Below are 14,222 nucleotides of genomic sequence, written 5' to 3'. Positions count from 1 at the left end.
ATAGAGGTAGGACACTGAAAAAGTCGGTTTTTCTTTTTCAGTGTCCTCGAAAGCAATGTGCGGAGCCACTGCCCGGTTTTATAAAAGCCTGCTATGAGTGGGGTTCTCATAGCAGGCGCGCAGTGCGTGAAGCCATTGCTACTTAATCGAGGCATTGAAAAAGGTTGGTTTGTACCTTTTTCAGTGGCTTCAAATAGAGCTAGGGGCGAGACACCACTGGCGCAGCCGTGGAGGCTCGGCACCTCCCCGCGGAAAGCGAGTGGCTGCAGCACAATGAAACGAACGTGTTCTTACACCTTAACCCATATAAAGCAAGAAACGAAACAACATTTTGACAAAACGAAGAAAGCAATGCTTTTTAGATTCGCGAACCTGGTTGCACTGGCTACGTTCGCTGGGCTTAACCTAAAAAAGCCTACCTCAGTTTTAAACTGAGGTAGGCTTGTATGGTTTTAGCTATTATTCATTTCCTAGCGAGGAATGTGAATTAAAGCTTAACTACGTTCGCAGCTTGTGGACCACGAGCACCTTCAACGATTTCGAATTCAACGTCTTGACCTTCGTCTAAAGACTTGAAACCTTCAGAGTTGATTGCTGAGAAGTGTACGAATACATCGTCCCCATCTTCGCGCTCAATAAATCCAAAACCTTTTTCTGCGTTAAACCATTTAACTTTACCTTGCATGCTTTCACATTCCCTTCGTAACTAAAATACTGTGGTGTTTTTTTCCACATCTTCACTATAGCAGTGCTTTCACGCCTTTGTCAAACGCTTTACAGGTCAGACAACTCGCCAAATAACAACAATTCTACAGGAAGCTTGTCGAATTTTGTAAGCGCTTCATCACATTCTGAATACCCATGCGATTTTTGCCCAAAATGTTAATCTTAGAATAAACCTGAAGAACAGAATTCAGGTTTATCCTTTACTATGTATAATTACCTCACATAGAATATTGTATTCATATTTTTTTCATGTAAAATGAAGAGACACAAACTTACAAATACTAACAATGTTCTCACAATACGTTGTTCCTATATTTTAAAATTGTCCCCTCCCGCCGTAGCTCGCGGCCATTGATTACCTGACTCCTTTGCAACGTGCCCACTACGGCTCACGATGTACACTGCTCAAAAGAGAAGTGTACATTTTCTTTTTCCTCCCCCTTTAGTCTCTATAACAATTCGTTATAATTTGGTAAGATGGGGACTGGGAGGGAGGACTATATGGTCCAATTTGTAAAAACAATCCTATTGCTCACTGTTCTTTTATTCGTTTCTGCTTGTACCCAAACAGAAACGGTCGAACAGATCGATGACGGTACGACAGAGAAAAAGGAACGCGATCATCATGATGTAGACATACAAGAGGAGACACTTCTTACCGTTGAGGACATCCTTACTCGATCATTAACAGAATTTCAAAGCATTGAAAGCCTTTCTTCAAACAAAAAAGTCGTTCAAGACATTCAACTACCGAATGAAGATCCTCTATCAACAACAACGAGTCTATATGCGGAAATGACCCAAACCCCTTTAACGATGTATCAAAAAAGAGTTTCGACGATTCCAACAATGGGGGATTTTGTGACCGACATTTATTTAGTGGATGAAGGTGTCTATTTTAAAGACGGACTTGAAGATGGTTGGTTCACGTATCCAGAAGATGTGGCAGAAGAATTAATTGCCTATGAGGAAACCACAGCACGTCCTCAAGAGCAGCAACTTGAACTAATGTCAAAGTACACAGATCAACTTACTTATGAAGAAACCGAAACACATTATGTTATTTCATTCATGGGAACGTCTGATGTTCTAACCGCTTTCTCACTAGAACTAAACCATTTAATGTTAGATGAACTGGCTAATGAATTAGAAGAATTTATGATGATGGCAGACATTAACAAGTTAGAGTACACGGTGTTCATTGAAAAAGAGACATTTTTACAAACAGAATGGAACATGTCTTTACAGCTTGAACTACCATTAGAAGAAGAATCTATCACAAGAGAAATTAACGCTTCTGAACACCTTGATCATTTTAACGAAATCACAGAAATTATCGTTCCATTAGAAGTTATTCAAAATGCCAAAGAATTTAACCTTCATCTTTCTGAATTTGAAGAATTAAAACAGTTTGATATCAGTCATACTCACAATGATGATCCTTTAACTTTTTATTAAAGCGATTCTACGAACACGAACTCTTGTTCCCTTATTTTACAACAAAAATAAGGGAATGTAAATGCTGAATCTAAATATCACGAAAAACACGCCAACTTATTTAAATAAGTTGGCGTTTAATTTTCCTTACACTTTAAATGTACGGATAAGCTGTTGAAGTTCCTCAGCCATATTTGATAAAGAGGATGACGATGAAGTAATGTCTTGCATTGAGGCTACTTGTTCCTCTGTAGCTGCAGATACATTTTGGCTCCCAGCCGCGGTTTCGACAGCTACATCTTTTACAACAGTCATCGCATCCATCAGCTGGTTGGTTCCATCTGAAAGAGTAGCAACCGAGGAGGTTACTTCTTTAATTTTTCTTACGACTTCATCAATCGCTTGTTCGATTTCTTCAAATCGATGACCTGTATCATTTACGACATCGATTCCTCCAGATACTTCTTCTGTCACTTGCCCCATAGAAGCAACCGCATTCTTTGTTTCAGACTGAATCGTTAGCAATAAGTCACTTATTTGATTAGCTGATTGAGACGATTGTTCGGCAAGCTTGCGAACTTCTGCTGCAACGACCGCAAATCCTTTTCCATGTTCACCTGCCCGCGCTGCTTCAATCGCAGCATTTAAAGCTAGTAAATTCGTTTGCTCGGCAATTTCTGTAATGACCTTCGTAATTTTCCCGATATGTCCAGCATGCTCATCTAATCCTTGAATAACCTTACTTGTATGGGTCACAATCTGGTTCATTGAGTTCATCTGTTCAACGGCAATCTGAATAGATTTCCCCCCTTCACCCGCCTTTTTTGTTGCATGTGCAGCACTAGATGTAACAGAATCCGCACTTAGTGCTATTTGTTCGACACTGCCTGCCATTTGCTCGACGGTCTCTGCTGTTTGCTGAACGCTACTCAGCTGTTTGTCTTTCCCTGCAGCTACTTCTTCTATCGTTTGAGCAATTTGTTCAGTCACTAAAGTCATCTGCTCGGCACTTGTTGATAATTGCTCAGATGAAGAAGCAACAGTTTGTGTATGATCGGCAACTTGATGAATCATCGATCGAAGTTGCGATGACATTTTATTAAAGGACTGAGCAAGCTTGCCTATTTCATCGTTGCTCTTGATGTTTAGTGCTTGCTGAGTGAAATCCCCAGCCGCAATGTTCTCAGCATGTTCTGATATCACCGTTAATGGCTGTAATTTTCTTTGAAGCAAGAACATTAGCACAAGTATTAGTATAGCTGTAATAATCACCGTCATAATAATAAATGAATACACATTGCTCATTAATCCATCTCGAACGTTCTCTAACGCCTGATTTGCAATCATCGCTTGAAGAAAATATGGTTCTGTATCGATTTTTGCATACAATACGTACTGAACCTCTCCCGCCGCTAAGACAGGATAGTACATCTCTGCAGTCTGACTTTCCTTTTCCATGAAAAGCATAGGCGTCGCATCACTAGAAACTTGTTCAATGACGCTGTTTTCAATTGTTTCACCTTTCGTCCACACACTCTCTTGATTGTTTTGTAACGATTCAGCTAAAACAATATTTGTAGAATCAACTAGATATAACGCTTCGAGCGATTGATTATTTTCTAAGTAGTTACGTAATAAATTTTCAAAAACACCGACCTCTAGCCCAACTTCAATGACTCCTCTTCCATCTTCCCGTGCTGTGGATAGAAATTTAAAAATCTCCCCTGTTTGACTCTTAATAATTAATGGGGAAACGTAAAATTCAGTATCATCACTCATCACTTCTCTATGGGCTTCATTCATTGCAAACAAATTGAGATCTACGTATGCATCATCCGTCGTATGTGTAATAAACCCACTTGTATCTGTCAACATGGCATCTTCAACCTTGATTAAGTCAGAAATCATTCGAATATCATCATTCGTTAATTCCTGTTTGGAATCATATTGTTGAAGCGTATAGGCAGCATTCAACATCGTATCATTAATTTGCTCTTCCAAAAGATGAACCTGGTTTGAAATATCCGATGTTAACGTCTGAAGAGTTTGTCTCACACTTTCTTCAGAACCCTCGTTCATTTCTACAAGCAACGTTTCAGTTTCCTCACTTAATTTATTTGTTTCATATATTTGAACAAGTACAGCACTCCCTACCAAGATAACAATTAACACACAAACAATCCCAATGATTCTACTTTTTAATGACATAATAAAATCCTCCTTAATCAAATCCAACCAACCTTACTCTCACAGCTTACCTCTCATTCGCACTTACGTCATTGGTTAAAGAGAATAATAAAAACCATTATTATTAGCTGTTTTAACTAAAGTAAACTTGCATACTAATCGAGTTACAAGACGATAAAAGGCAGTGTTTCACCTACACAGATAGGAGAAATGTCTTGAATCTTCATTCCTAGACCCTGTAAGATTTAGTTCCAACCTTTTTTACGGCAAACAAAAAAGCTAGACTTGAGAAAAGATCTCTAAGTCTAGGCTTAAATATCATTATTCTACTCTCTAATTTTTAAAGCTCCATACTCGATCATCTGTCTTACTCTTTGTAACGAAAATCCACTTACATTAACAAGGTCAAGGATCGTTAACTTTGGGTTTTCCGCTAACAAGCTTCTGACTTTCTGACAATCATTCCGAAACACCTCATAACAAGCGTTACAAAACGAGATTTTCTGATTTTGTTTTACCTTGCCACACTCTGTACAAAAACCGCTTTCTTGCAAAGTGATCACTCCAATGATAAAGGAATATCTATCGATAAAGAAAAAGCTATCTTAACAACTCTAATACTCGGTGGCTCGATTGATTCATTTGAGCATGCATCGCTGTTTGCGCTTGAGACAACACATTCGCTCTCATTAGATTCATTGCTTCTTTTGCCATATCGGCATCTTCTATTCGACTAACTGCTGCTGTTGTATTTTCTTCGAGAACGGACAAGTTTGACGCCATGCTATTTAAACGGTTCGAAACGGCACCAACGTGGCTTCGCTCTGCATTCACAAAACTCAACGCTTTATCGACAAGATTAATGCTGGCACTTGCCTCTTCATGTGTCAACACACAAATTTGATTCGTATCCATAAGCATATTATCAAAGGATTGGATTTCGACAAGATAGTTCTGACCAGCGTTCGCTCCGACTTGGAATGTAAAATCATTGGCTTCATAGCCAACAACATAGCGCAAGCGGTAATCTACTTCTATCGTATTGGCACCAAGCTGGACATCTACTTTATCCTTGTCTAATACAATCCGGTTTCCTTGTAAGGAGAACTGCTCATCCGTTAACGTAGTACCATTAAAATAAACAGACAGCTCTGTCGGGTCAATTTCCGAAAATAACAAGTGAGCGTCTTCCCCACATCCACAACTTGAAAGATAATCAGGCATACTTGGTGAATTATTCAAATGAATATCTAATGAATCGTAATAAGAAACGTTCATACGTACAGAGCCGGTTGTATTCGTAATATTAGGACGAGCATCACCAACTAATTGAACCATTCGACCATCAAAATAATAGCCATTTCCATCTATGCTATCTGTCTCGGGTATCTCCTGCCCATTCACATGAACTTCATATACATATGAATTTGTTGGCACAGGTATCGTGATGCTATTGCTACTAACTGAATAAACGCGATAATCTCCCCTGTCATTCCCACCATCCGGCCTGAAATCTCCATGAAGTGATAATATGTTCGTATCCGTATTGTAGGTATATCCATGTTCTTCACTGTAAGGAATTTCTACTCCACTCAAATACACACGAATTGCTTGTGGCTCCTCATCTGTGCCCACACCATAAGAGAGAGAACTTGAATTTAAGCGAAAATCATATGTATCGTTTCCTCTGGTTGCCGCAGAGCTTTCATATACATAATATACTTGCACATCCGGATCGGAAGCATGTCCAGCATCCGGACGTGACTCTCCGTAAAGTTCAATTCGATTTGTATCACTATTATAATAAAAACCATCAAGCTGAAATGGATCATAATGAACCTCGCGGCCATCCACTACAACGCGGAACGTTGATGGAATGTCTGGATCGGCTATCCCATACGTCTCCGGCGGGGTGCTTAATCCAACTTCCACCACACCATTGCGCCAACTGACACCACCTAGCTCGCGGATCATATGTATCGAATATAAATCCCCCGTATCCGGCCGAGCCATCCCATTCAACTCAATCGTATTCGTCTCTTCATTATAAAAAAACCCTTCCGTTTCTGAAAAAGAAATCTCTTCCCCATTTCGATAGACTCTGATCGATTTAGGTTCCTCATCCGTCTCAATATTATAAACTTCTGGGTATCTCCAATCTAAAGGAATACCATATACCTCTGTTGTCGTCTGCGAACCAGACAAGTCTCTCATATATTCAACTCGGATCGTTGTTCCCGATGGCAAATCAGGACGAGCATTTCCATGTAAACTTATTTGCCCATTTGACGGGTTATACGTATACCCATTTTCTCCATCGTACAGTAATTCTTGTTCTACTCCACTCCCCGTTCGCGTAAACACACGTAAAGAGCGATTCAATTCTAAATCTGGTTCATTCTCAAGGTTGTATGTATCAATTCCGGTCCCATTCGGCAGCGTAAATGTGTATACATCATTACGCCCGTCGTCATCTTCTCGATATCGAATAGAGATTTCTTGGTTGTAAGCAGGTCGCAAATCCCCATAAAATTCAATCCGGCCTGTCGATTGATCCACATACACCCCATGAGTCGTTTCAATGTCCTCTGCACTTGGCCTTGCCGCTAACAATTGATCCGGCCTTACCGTATCTCCGCCGACTTGAATTCGCATCGAGTGCGGGCCTTCTTCACCATTCATATTATATACTTCTGCTAAAGGAGGAATCGAAACAGTATGGATGTTGTCTTGCACTCCATCAGACACATAGGAAAAGCGATAAAAGTCTTGCGCATCATCGACATCTTCCGCTCCAATGATGGCATCCCCCCAAAACGTAACGGCATTTCCCGAGACCGTAAAATAATAACCGCTTGGCGGGTCTCCATTTTCATCCCTATCCCAATATGTTAATACTTTGCTTCCGCTATCATTCACCTTTTCAATTTGAAGCGAAGCATTTATTCTATCATCCATTCGATATAAATCCGGTGTCGTCGGCAACGTCAATGTATTATTCGTTACAGGAATATGAAGTCGGTCTGTATTCGGAATCAGGTCCACTCCCCCAGGATTGATTACTGTTGGAGCAAAGTCGAGAGATTAAGATTAAGATTAACATCAACCCTCCTGATATTCCCTTCGTTATCCGAATAAACAAATGAAGTATTCCCCTCTTCATCTACTCTAGGAGAAAAACTATATCCATTACTGCCATCACTCGAGTTATAGTTGGAAATCGTTTGGATTGTCGACCACCCATGAGACGTTGAAGAACGCGCTTGGACATAAAGATTCGAACCACTATGATAAAGCTGCATTAACGGCGGTTCCGTTCTCGTCTTTCGCGGAGCGGTAGCGACAGAACCACTTACCTCTGGATCACGACTTACATCTGCAGGCACCACGTACTGACCACCAACACGACTAGACTGAAACACAATCGACTCACCATCCAAAGACCACTGAGGAAGATGATCGACAACCGTTGTACCGATATACGATACTGGTCGATACGGCTGCATTTCAACGGCTGGAGAAAATTCAAAGTTCGTATTGCTCTCAACAATCGATTCCGGGAGAGAAGGCGTCCCTACTTGATTTATCCCCACTTGAACATAAGTAGTATTACTATTCAACGACAACTGTGACGTTTTCGATGCCGTTCGGTTCTCGTAAAGGTACTCCCCTGGTGTTGTATTCGTTAATAGCTTCTTCGTATTAAATTCAGTATTAATAACAATATCATTGACAGCCTTGTTTAATTCGTCAATTTCATCTTGAATGACCACTCGATCCGATCTTGTAACGGTGTCATTTGCTGCCTGTACGGACAGTTCTCGAATCCTTTGCAAAATAGAGGTGATTTCCTCCATCCCACCTTCAGCCGTCTGAACAAGCGATCCCGCATCCTGCACATTGCGCGACGCCTGCTGCGTTCCTCTAATCAACGCCTGCATTTTTTTACTAATCGCTAATCCAGCCGCATCATCCGCCGCCCGGTTGATTTTCTTCCCTGAGCTTAAACGTTCCATTGCCGTTTGCAGGCTATTTTGATTTTTCTTCATCTTATTGTTTAACATCGTTGACAAATAGCTGCCACTAACAATCATTTAGCTCACCTTCCAACCTTCAGAATGAATACAACAATACATCTACTAAATAGCTTCCATTTACTATTAACGGTTTGTATTTTTACTAGATTAACTTAGTTCTACCGTTACCCTCCAAAAAATCAATAAGCGTTTACAGTTTACCCAAAAAAAGAAGGCTACTCTATAAAGGAGCAACCTCTATTACACACCGCGCTTATCAAAAAACACACCATCAGATGTTGGACCATCAAACGGATTTTCATATTTCCGACTTGTTTCTCTTTTTTGCTTGATGTCAGTCAAGTTAGCACGAATTTCGGCTTGAATTTGCGCAAGTCGTTGTTGAAGGTTCGCATTCAACTTTAAAAGTTCCTGGCCCAACCTTTTTTCTACTTCCGTTAATTGTTTGGAATTGACGTTCGCAATTAACTCATCCCGCTCCGCCAACATCTCATCAACCTTGGCAATAAATCGATCGCGTTCATCATGATCTTTAGGCAAAGGTTGACTAGCCAGTTGAAACAAAGCATCCGTCTTTAAATAAAGATCTTTGACGACAGACATTACGCTTTCCCACCAGCACCGTGACGTTGTTGGCGATCAATCAGAACCACTTCTTTCCACGTATCACGAAATTGAGTAACTAGATCTTCTGCATTTGCTAGCGCTTGTGGATCATTTTTCACATTCGCTTCAACTAACTGACGTAAAATAAAATCATACATTTGCATCATATTTTGACCAACTTCAGAATCGGTCTTTAACGTGACCATCAATTCACGGATGATGTTTTGAGCCTTTGTAGTCGCTATGTTTCTTTTTTCAATTTCTTGGGCATCCATTGCTTGTTTTGCTTGTTTGATAAATTTTAAGCAACCGTTGTACAGCATTAGCGTCAGCTCTCCTGGTGATGCGGTTTTCATTGCATTTTGCTTATAAGCTGCTTGCATATTTGTTGCCATTTGTAAAACACCCTTCCTTGTTACTCTTTAACTTAATTAACTCTTCTAAACTCGTTGATCGACAATTAACCCTGCATGCTTTAGCATCGATGCAACCATATCTAGAAACTGCTCAGGCGGTATTTCTTTTACGATCTCACTTGTATCTTTGCTAACCACTTGAACATAAAGACGATTTAAATCTTCATGAACATTGAATTTTAAAGCCGTCTTATTCGTCTCTAAAAGTTCGTTCATGTTTTCTACTTGCTTAGTCAAGTGTTCCTTTGAATAATCTTCCGCTTTATTAGTCTTTAATTGTTCAATCCCTTTTTCAATAATGCTAGTAGGTGTTTCTACTTTTTCTGCTCTGGTGACTTGACTTGATGTTGTTTTCTCTGGCAGAAGATTAGTGACTGTATGAAAATATCCTTTTACATCCATCCCCCAACCTCCACTTTATCCATTTGTTATTATATCGGTCAATATGCCTTTCTTCTAAAGCAATTATTCTTGAATCCAGCATTTATAAGAATTCACTAATATATACTAAGTAATTTTATTTCCACTTTAAAACCCGCCATACAATTGAGCAAGCAATGCATCTCCTTGAGAATTCGCTCTTGCTACTGCTTTTTCCATTGCTGTAAACTGTGCCCAGTACCTCTCTTCAACTTTCTGCATACGTCGCTCAAAATTTGAAATACGGTCATCAAGTCTATTCATTTCTCTTCCAATAGTAAATTGATGATTTATATTCCTGTTTCGAGAACCACCTGCACGTTGCGCTATTTGGTCAATTAGCCCATTTGCACTATCTCTTACACGCCTAGCTATTCCTTTTTCGGCATTTGTAGCTCCATCACCAGCAAAAATTTTAAAAACTGCTTCTGAATCATTTTCGATTGCTGCACGCAGCTTATCTTCATTAATTTCGAGCTTCCCACCATCTGAAAAGTTTCTTGTTGTCGTTATTCCAATTGCAGAAAGCTGGTTGTATTGTGAGTCAAATCCAATGTTAACTGGTGCATACATATCCATACGAAAACGGTCAAACCCATTTCGAAGTGTTCGGTCGCTACGTAGCATCCCGCTCATGGCTCTTTCTTCCCAGCGCTCAATTTCCTTATCTGTCATTTCTGCACGTTGTTCATCTGTAAGAGGACGGTAATCCCGGTGGAATGGCTCTCTCACCTTTCCATTCACTAAATCTACCAGTTCATTATATTCGTCAATAAAACCTTTTATCGTATCCATAATCGAATCTACATCAGTCGAGGCACCAATTGTAACCGTGTTTTCCCCTTCTCTAAACGTACCTTGAAGAGTCATCGTTACCCCGTTCATCGTGAACGTATTAGATTGGCGTTCTGTTTCAAGACCATTGATTGTGAATCTGGCATTTTGACCACCACGTTCTTCGCTAATTCCTAATTGAAGTCCAGCAGTAAAAAAGCCACCTGAGAAATTTATTTCACGACCGTCTGTAAAACTACCTGTTTCTGTACGTATGACGGACACTTTATCAGCGTGTTCATCGTAAAACACATTAATTCCAGTATTAGAGGCATTCATTTGACGAACAACTTCATTCATTGTTTGATCACCTGTAAACACAAATTGATCTGTTACAGCATTTCCGTCTTTGTTATATGTCGTAATGCTAGAAGTTGAATAATTTTGTTTATAAGTAACCGACGCCTCCCCCTCAGTGCCTTCAGCAAAGCGCATTGCACCGGTTTGAAGATTTACAAATACTTGACCCGATTCTAAAGTTGTATTAGGGTCCGTAACGACAGTTAGAGGAACGCCTCCTACAGTTACTTCTAATGAACTCTCATTAATCCCTCTTTTATCTAACCGTTTATTTAAATTACTTTCATTAATCGCAAATGTTTGTGTTGCAGATTCGTCTGAAAAAGTTGTAATCTCTATTTTATCTCTTGACCTTAACGTTCGACCAAACTCAAGGGTACCATCATTTACCCGAACTTGATTATCTCGAAGAGCCCCTTCAGTGGTAGTAACGACTTCCATTGCTACACCGTTTACTTTAACCATGGCAGTTTCACGATTCTGAACTCCCCCTGTCACAGTTACTTCTCTAGTTTGGGCAGATACTGTAATATCTTTTTTATTGACGATACCTTGTTGCCAAAAACTATCATCTGCAAAACTTTGTGATTGCAAAGCAGCTGTTTTCTTAATTTTGTCACCCGTAGATATTGGTTCTGCACTTGCATTAGAAGCAGCAGTTGCTAAACGACTTACCTCGGTAATACGAAAAGTTCCAGGATTGGCTGTAGATGTTGCAGTAGCCGTAACCAAGTGGTTGCTAGAACTTGTTGCCTTGTTAGCCAACATCTTTGATTGCCTTAACACCGTATCAAATATATTCGTTCGAAATTGCTCTAGTTTTCTATTTATAGAGCGAAATTCTTCCATTCTCCATTCAAGAATTTGCTGATCTTGTTTCATTCTATCGACCGGCATCCGTTCAGCACGCATTAAATCCTGTACCATTTGGTTAATATCCATCCCTGTAGCAAAGCCCGAAAGTCTCAACTTTCACCACTCCTCGTTCTCTATTCTATTGTCTATTATGTTTATTTGAAAATTTACTTGAAATAAAACTTAGAAAAACGACACTAATTATCTAATCCTTTTATCGGTTGGAGTTCAATAAATATTAAGCTCAAAAGGATGAAAGTAAGAATAAAAACAAAAAATGCCCATCAAATGATGCGCATCTTCTGTATACACTTACATCGGTTGTCCTAATCCACCTAACTGAGACATCAAAGATTCGGCTTGGGCATTAGCTCTTGCCATCGCTTGTTCCATCGCATTAAACTGAGCCCAGTATCTTTCTTCGACTTGCTTCATACGACGTTCAAAATTCGAGATTCTATTTGTGGCTTGATCAATTTCTCTTCCTAATGTGAACGATTGATTGGATGCAGACTCTGAACCACCAGCACGAGCAGAGATCACCTGCATTTGACCTCCTAATGTATCCCTTATTCTTCTTGCAATCCCTCTCTCTTCATATTCATCGCCATCAGCTGCGAACAATTGAAAAACTGCTTCAGGATCTTCTTCAATAGCTGATCGAAGTTGTTCCTCATTGACTTCAAGTTTTCCTCGGTCTTGGTAATTGCTGCTTGTCGTAATCCCTAGTTCCGAAATATGTGAAAAAGCTAGATTAGCAGATTCCATCTCGATTGGAGCATACATGTCCATTCTCATTTGATTCAGAGCCCCTGTTAGCATTCGATCGTTACGAAGAAGCCCACTATGTGCTCTCTCTTCCCACAATTCAATTTCAGACTCTGACATCTCCCGTCTTTGTTCATCCGTAAGAGGTCCATAGTCACGATGATATTCTTCCGTTACTTTCCCATTTACCATTTCAATTAATTCATTGTATTCACCAACGAATCCCATTACCGTATCAAAAATATCATCTGTATTCGTAGAAACGTCCAATCTAACAGGGTCCGTAAACGTACTGTTTAATGTGATGTTTACCCCATTAATGTCAAATGTATTGCTACGCCTTTCCACTTCTTCCAATCCATTAATCGAAAACAATGCATTTTGGGCTGCCACTTCATTCTCTTCTGACAAGAGTAGATTGTCTGTTAAAAAGCTGCCCGTAAATTCAATTTCATTTCCTCCATCAGTCGCATTATTAACCCCTGTTTCTGTTCTCGAAATAGACATACGACCACTTTGGACATCAAAAAACGCTTGAACATTTAAATCAGAACTATTTATTTCATCTACAACATCATTTAAAGAAGCATCTTCATCAAAATCAAAGTCTACTTTATTCGATTCTCCGTTCTCATCATATGTAGTAATGGAGAAAACAATTTCCCCTTCGCCATTTCTCTCAATTCCATCACTAAAAAAGGATTCTTGTTCTAGTAAACTTCCATCGGGATCAAAACCTGATGCGTTCGTAACAATCGAATCACTACTTGCATTATAAGCTGAAGTGGCAAGCCTCTCTACATCAGAAATTGTAAACATACCAGTAGCAGCTCCTGATGAAGCTGTCCCATTTACGAACGCTTCGTTTGAACTACTTACTTCTTTTACAGCCATGTTCGCCCTTCTTAAGACACTATCAAACGTATTATTGCTAAACTCCAGAAAAGCCCGGTTTACTTCTCGGTACTCCCCCATCTTTAGTACTAATTCTTGTTGATCCTGCTCCATTTTCTGTAACGGTTGCCTCTCCGCTTTCATCAAATCCTGAACCATTTGATTAATATCCATACCAGAGGCAAAGCCTGTCAGTCTCATAAAAATCACCTTTCCCCGAACTATCTTGTTATCTCGTTAAAAGTTAAAATAAAAAAACAGAAAAAAGCGTTCGACTTCTCGCGCTTTTTTCTGTTTTTATCGTCCATATTTATAGGTCTATTATAATATCGGTAACCTTATTAATTTGTTTAACCTTATTTAGTTTATTATGAAATTGTATATTTGCTTAATACCGTCTCAATTTCTTCCTTCCAATTCTGGTACGCTGGTTGAACGGTAGTTGTAACCTGCATTTCTAAAGAATTCACATCATAACTCTCAAAGTTACTTAACAACTTACTAATGCTCTCTAGCAAAGGAACAGTTTTTCTTATTATATCGTTCTGCTCGAGCGGCATTGGTTCTATTGAAGTTTCAATGCTTTTAACCCCTTTTAATACATCAGTCAGTAAATTTTTAGCTTCTTCTAATCGAAGTGCCTGAATTTGAACCCGTGAGTGTCAATTCCCTCTTCTAATGTATTCAATAGTGGCAACAAATTTTCGATAACTTCCATATACTTTTCGATGACAATCACCTT

The 14,222-nt window shown here is 39.5% G+C and carries 12 protein-coding genes; 1 reads left to right on the top strand and 11 read right to left on the bottom strand.

Features of this window, described 5'->3' with window-relative positions; genetic code table 11:
* Positions 1-487: 487 nt before the first annotated feature.
* Positions 488-685: a cold shock domain-containing protein gene (locus tag JCM9140_RS11600; RefSeq protein WP_012960443.1), complete on the bottom strand. Its 198-nt coding sequence runs from the start codon at positions 683-685 to the stop codon at positions 488-490.
* 542 nt (positions 686-1,227) lie between these two features.
* Between JCM9140_RS11600 and JCM9140_RS11595 the strand changes: the two genes are divergently transcribed.
* The gene (locus tag JCM9140_RS11595) at positions 1,228-2,184 is read left to right on the top strand and encodes a DUF6612 family protein (protein WP_034746350.1); all 957 of its coding nucleotides are present in this window, start codon (positions 1,228-1,230) and stop codon (positions 2,182-2,184) included.
* 126 nt (positions 2,185-2,310) lie between these two features.
* On the opposite strand, the gene JCM9140_RS22575 is transcribed toward JCM9140_RS11595, so the two are convergent.
* From JCM9140_RS22575 to JCM9140_RS25520, 10 genes are all read right to left on the bottom strand, one after another.
* Entirely contained in the window at positions 2,311-4,371 is a 2,061-nt protein-coding gene (locus JCM9140_RS22575; RefSeq protein WP_052002225.1) for a methyl-accepting chemotaxis protein, read from the bottom strand.
* Positions 4,372-4,676: 305 nt separating this feature from the next.
* Positions 4,677-4,904: a hypothetical protein gene (locus JCM9140_RS11585; RefSeq protein WP_034746347.1), complete on the bottom strand. Its 228-nt coding sequence runs from the start codon at positions 4,902-4,904 to the stop codon at positions 4,677-4,679.
* Positions 4,905-4,950: 46 nt separating this feature from the next.
* Positions 4,951-7,395, bottom strand: a complete 2,445-nt coding sequence (locus JCM9140_RS22570; protein WP_052002224.1) for a flagellin — start codon at positions 7,393-7,395, stop codon at positions 4,951-4,953.
* A gap of 14 nt (positions 7,396-7,409) precedes the next feature.
* Positions 7,410-8,444, bottom strand: coding sequence for a flagellin N-terminal helical domain-containing protein (locus JCM9140_RS22565; RefSeq protein WP_052002223.1), 1,035 nt, complete (start codon positions 8,442-8,444; stop codon positions 7,410-7,412).
* 183 nt (positions 8,445-8,627) lie between these two features.
* Positions 8,628-8,990, bottom strand: a complete 363-nt coding sequence (fliT, locus tag JCM9140_RS11570) for a flagellar protein FliT (RefSeq protein WP_034746344.1) — start codon at positions 8,988-8,990, stop codon at positions 8,628-8,630.
* Positions 8,990-9,388 carry a flagellar export chaperone FliS gene (gene fliS / locus JCM9140_RS11565; protein WP_034746341.1) on the bottom strand — a complete coding sequence of 133 codons (399 nt, stop codon included), beginning with the start codon at positions 9,386-9,388 and terminating at the stop codon, positions 8,990-8,992. Before fliS ends, fliT begins: the two co-directional genes overlap by 1 nt.
* 45 nt (positions 9,389-9,433) lie before the next feature.
* Positions 9,434-9,811 carry a flagellar protein FlaG gene (locus tag JCM9140_RS11560; RefSeq protein WP_052002222.1) on the bottom strand — a complete coding sequence of 126 codons (378 nt, stop codon included), beginning with the start codon at positions 9,809-9,811 and terminating at the stop codon, positions 9,434-9,436.
* 126 nt (positions 9,812-9,937) lie between these two features.
* Positions 9,938-11,932 (bottom strand): flagellar filament capping protein FliD, encoded by a 1,995-nt coding sequence (fliD, locus tag JCM9140_RS11555; protein WP_052002221.1) that lies wholly within the window; start codon positions 11,930-11,932, stop codon positions 9,938-9,940.
* Positions 11,933-12,130: 198 nt separating this feature from the next.
* Positions 12,131-13,681 (bottom strand): flagellar hook-associated protein 2, encoded by a 1,551-nt coding sequence (locus JCM9140_RS11550; RefSeq protein WP_034746338.1) that lies wholly within the window; start codon positions 13,679-13,681, stop codon positions 12,131-12,133.
* Positions 13,682-13,848: 167 nt separating this feature from the next.
* Positions 13,849-14,127 carry a DUF8042 domain-containing protein gene (locus JCM9140_RS25520; protein WP_500778505.1) on the bottom strand — a complete coding sequence of 93 codons (279 nt, stop codon included), beginning with the start codon at positions 14,125-14,127 and terminating at the stop codon, positions 13,849-13,851.
* Positions 14,128-14,222 lie beyond the last annotated feature (95 nt).

The organism is Halalkalibacter wakoensis JCM 9140 (assembly GCF_000513095.1).
In the GTDB taxonomy this organism is placed as follows: domain Bacteria; phylum Bacillota; class Bacilli; order Bacillales; family Bacillaceae_D; genus Halalkalibacter; species Halalkalibacter wakoensis.
Note: the sequence above shows the minus strand (reverse complement) of the source record. Positions and strands in the feature narration are given on the sequence as shown.

Excerpts from the sequence above, each read along its gene's own strand:
- JCM9140_RS11600 (WP_012960443.1), bottom strand. The coding sequence starts at position 685 with ATGCAAGGTAAAGTTAAATGGTTTAACGCAGAAAAAGGTTTTGGATTT.
- JCM9140_RS11595 (WP_034746350.1), top strand. The coding sequence starts at position 1,228 with ATGGTCCAATTTGTAAAAACAATCCTATTGCTCACTGTTCTTTTATTC.
- JCM9140_RS22575 (WP_052002225.1), bottom strand. The coding sequence starts at position 4,371 with ATGTCATTAAAAAGTAGAATCATTGGGATTGTTTGTGTGTTAATTGTT.
- JCM9140_RS22565 (WP_052002223.1), bottom strand. The coding sequence starts at position 8,444 with ATGATTGTTAGTGGCAGCTATTTGTCAACGATGTTAAACAATAAGATG.
- fliT (WP_034746344.1), bottom strand. The coding sequence starts at position 8,990 with ATGTCTGTCGTCAAAGATCTTTATTTAAAGACGGATGCTTTGTTTCAA.
- fliS (WP_034746341.1), bottom strand. The coding sequence starts at position 9,388 with ATGGCAACAAATATGCAAGCAGCTTATAAGCAAAATGCAATGAAAACC.
- JCM9140_RS11560 (WP_052002222.1), bottom strand. The coding sequence starts at position 9,811 with ATGGATGTAAAAGGATATTTTCATACAGTCACTAATCTTCTGCCAGAG.
- JCM9140_RS11550 (WP_034746338.1), bottom strand. The coding sequence starts at position 13,681 with ATGAGACTGACAGGCTTTGCCTCTGGTATGGATATTAATCAAATGGTT.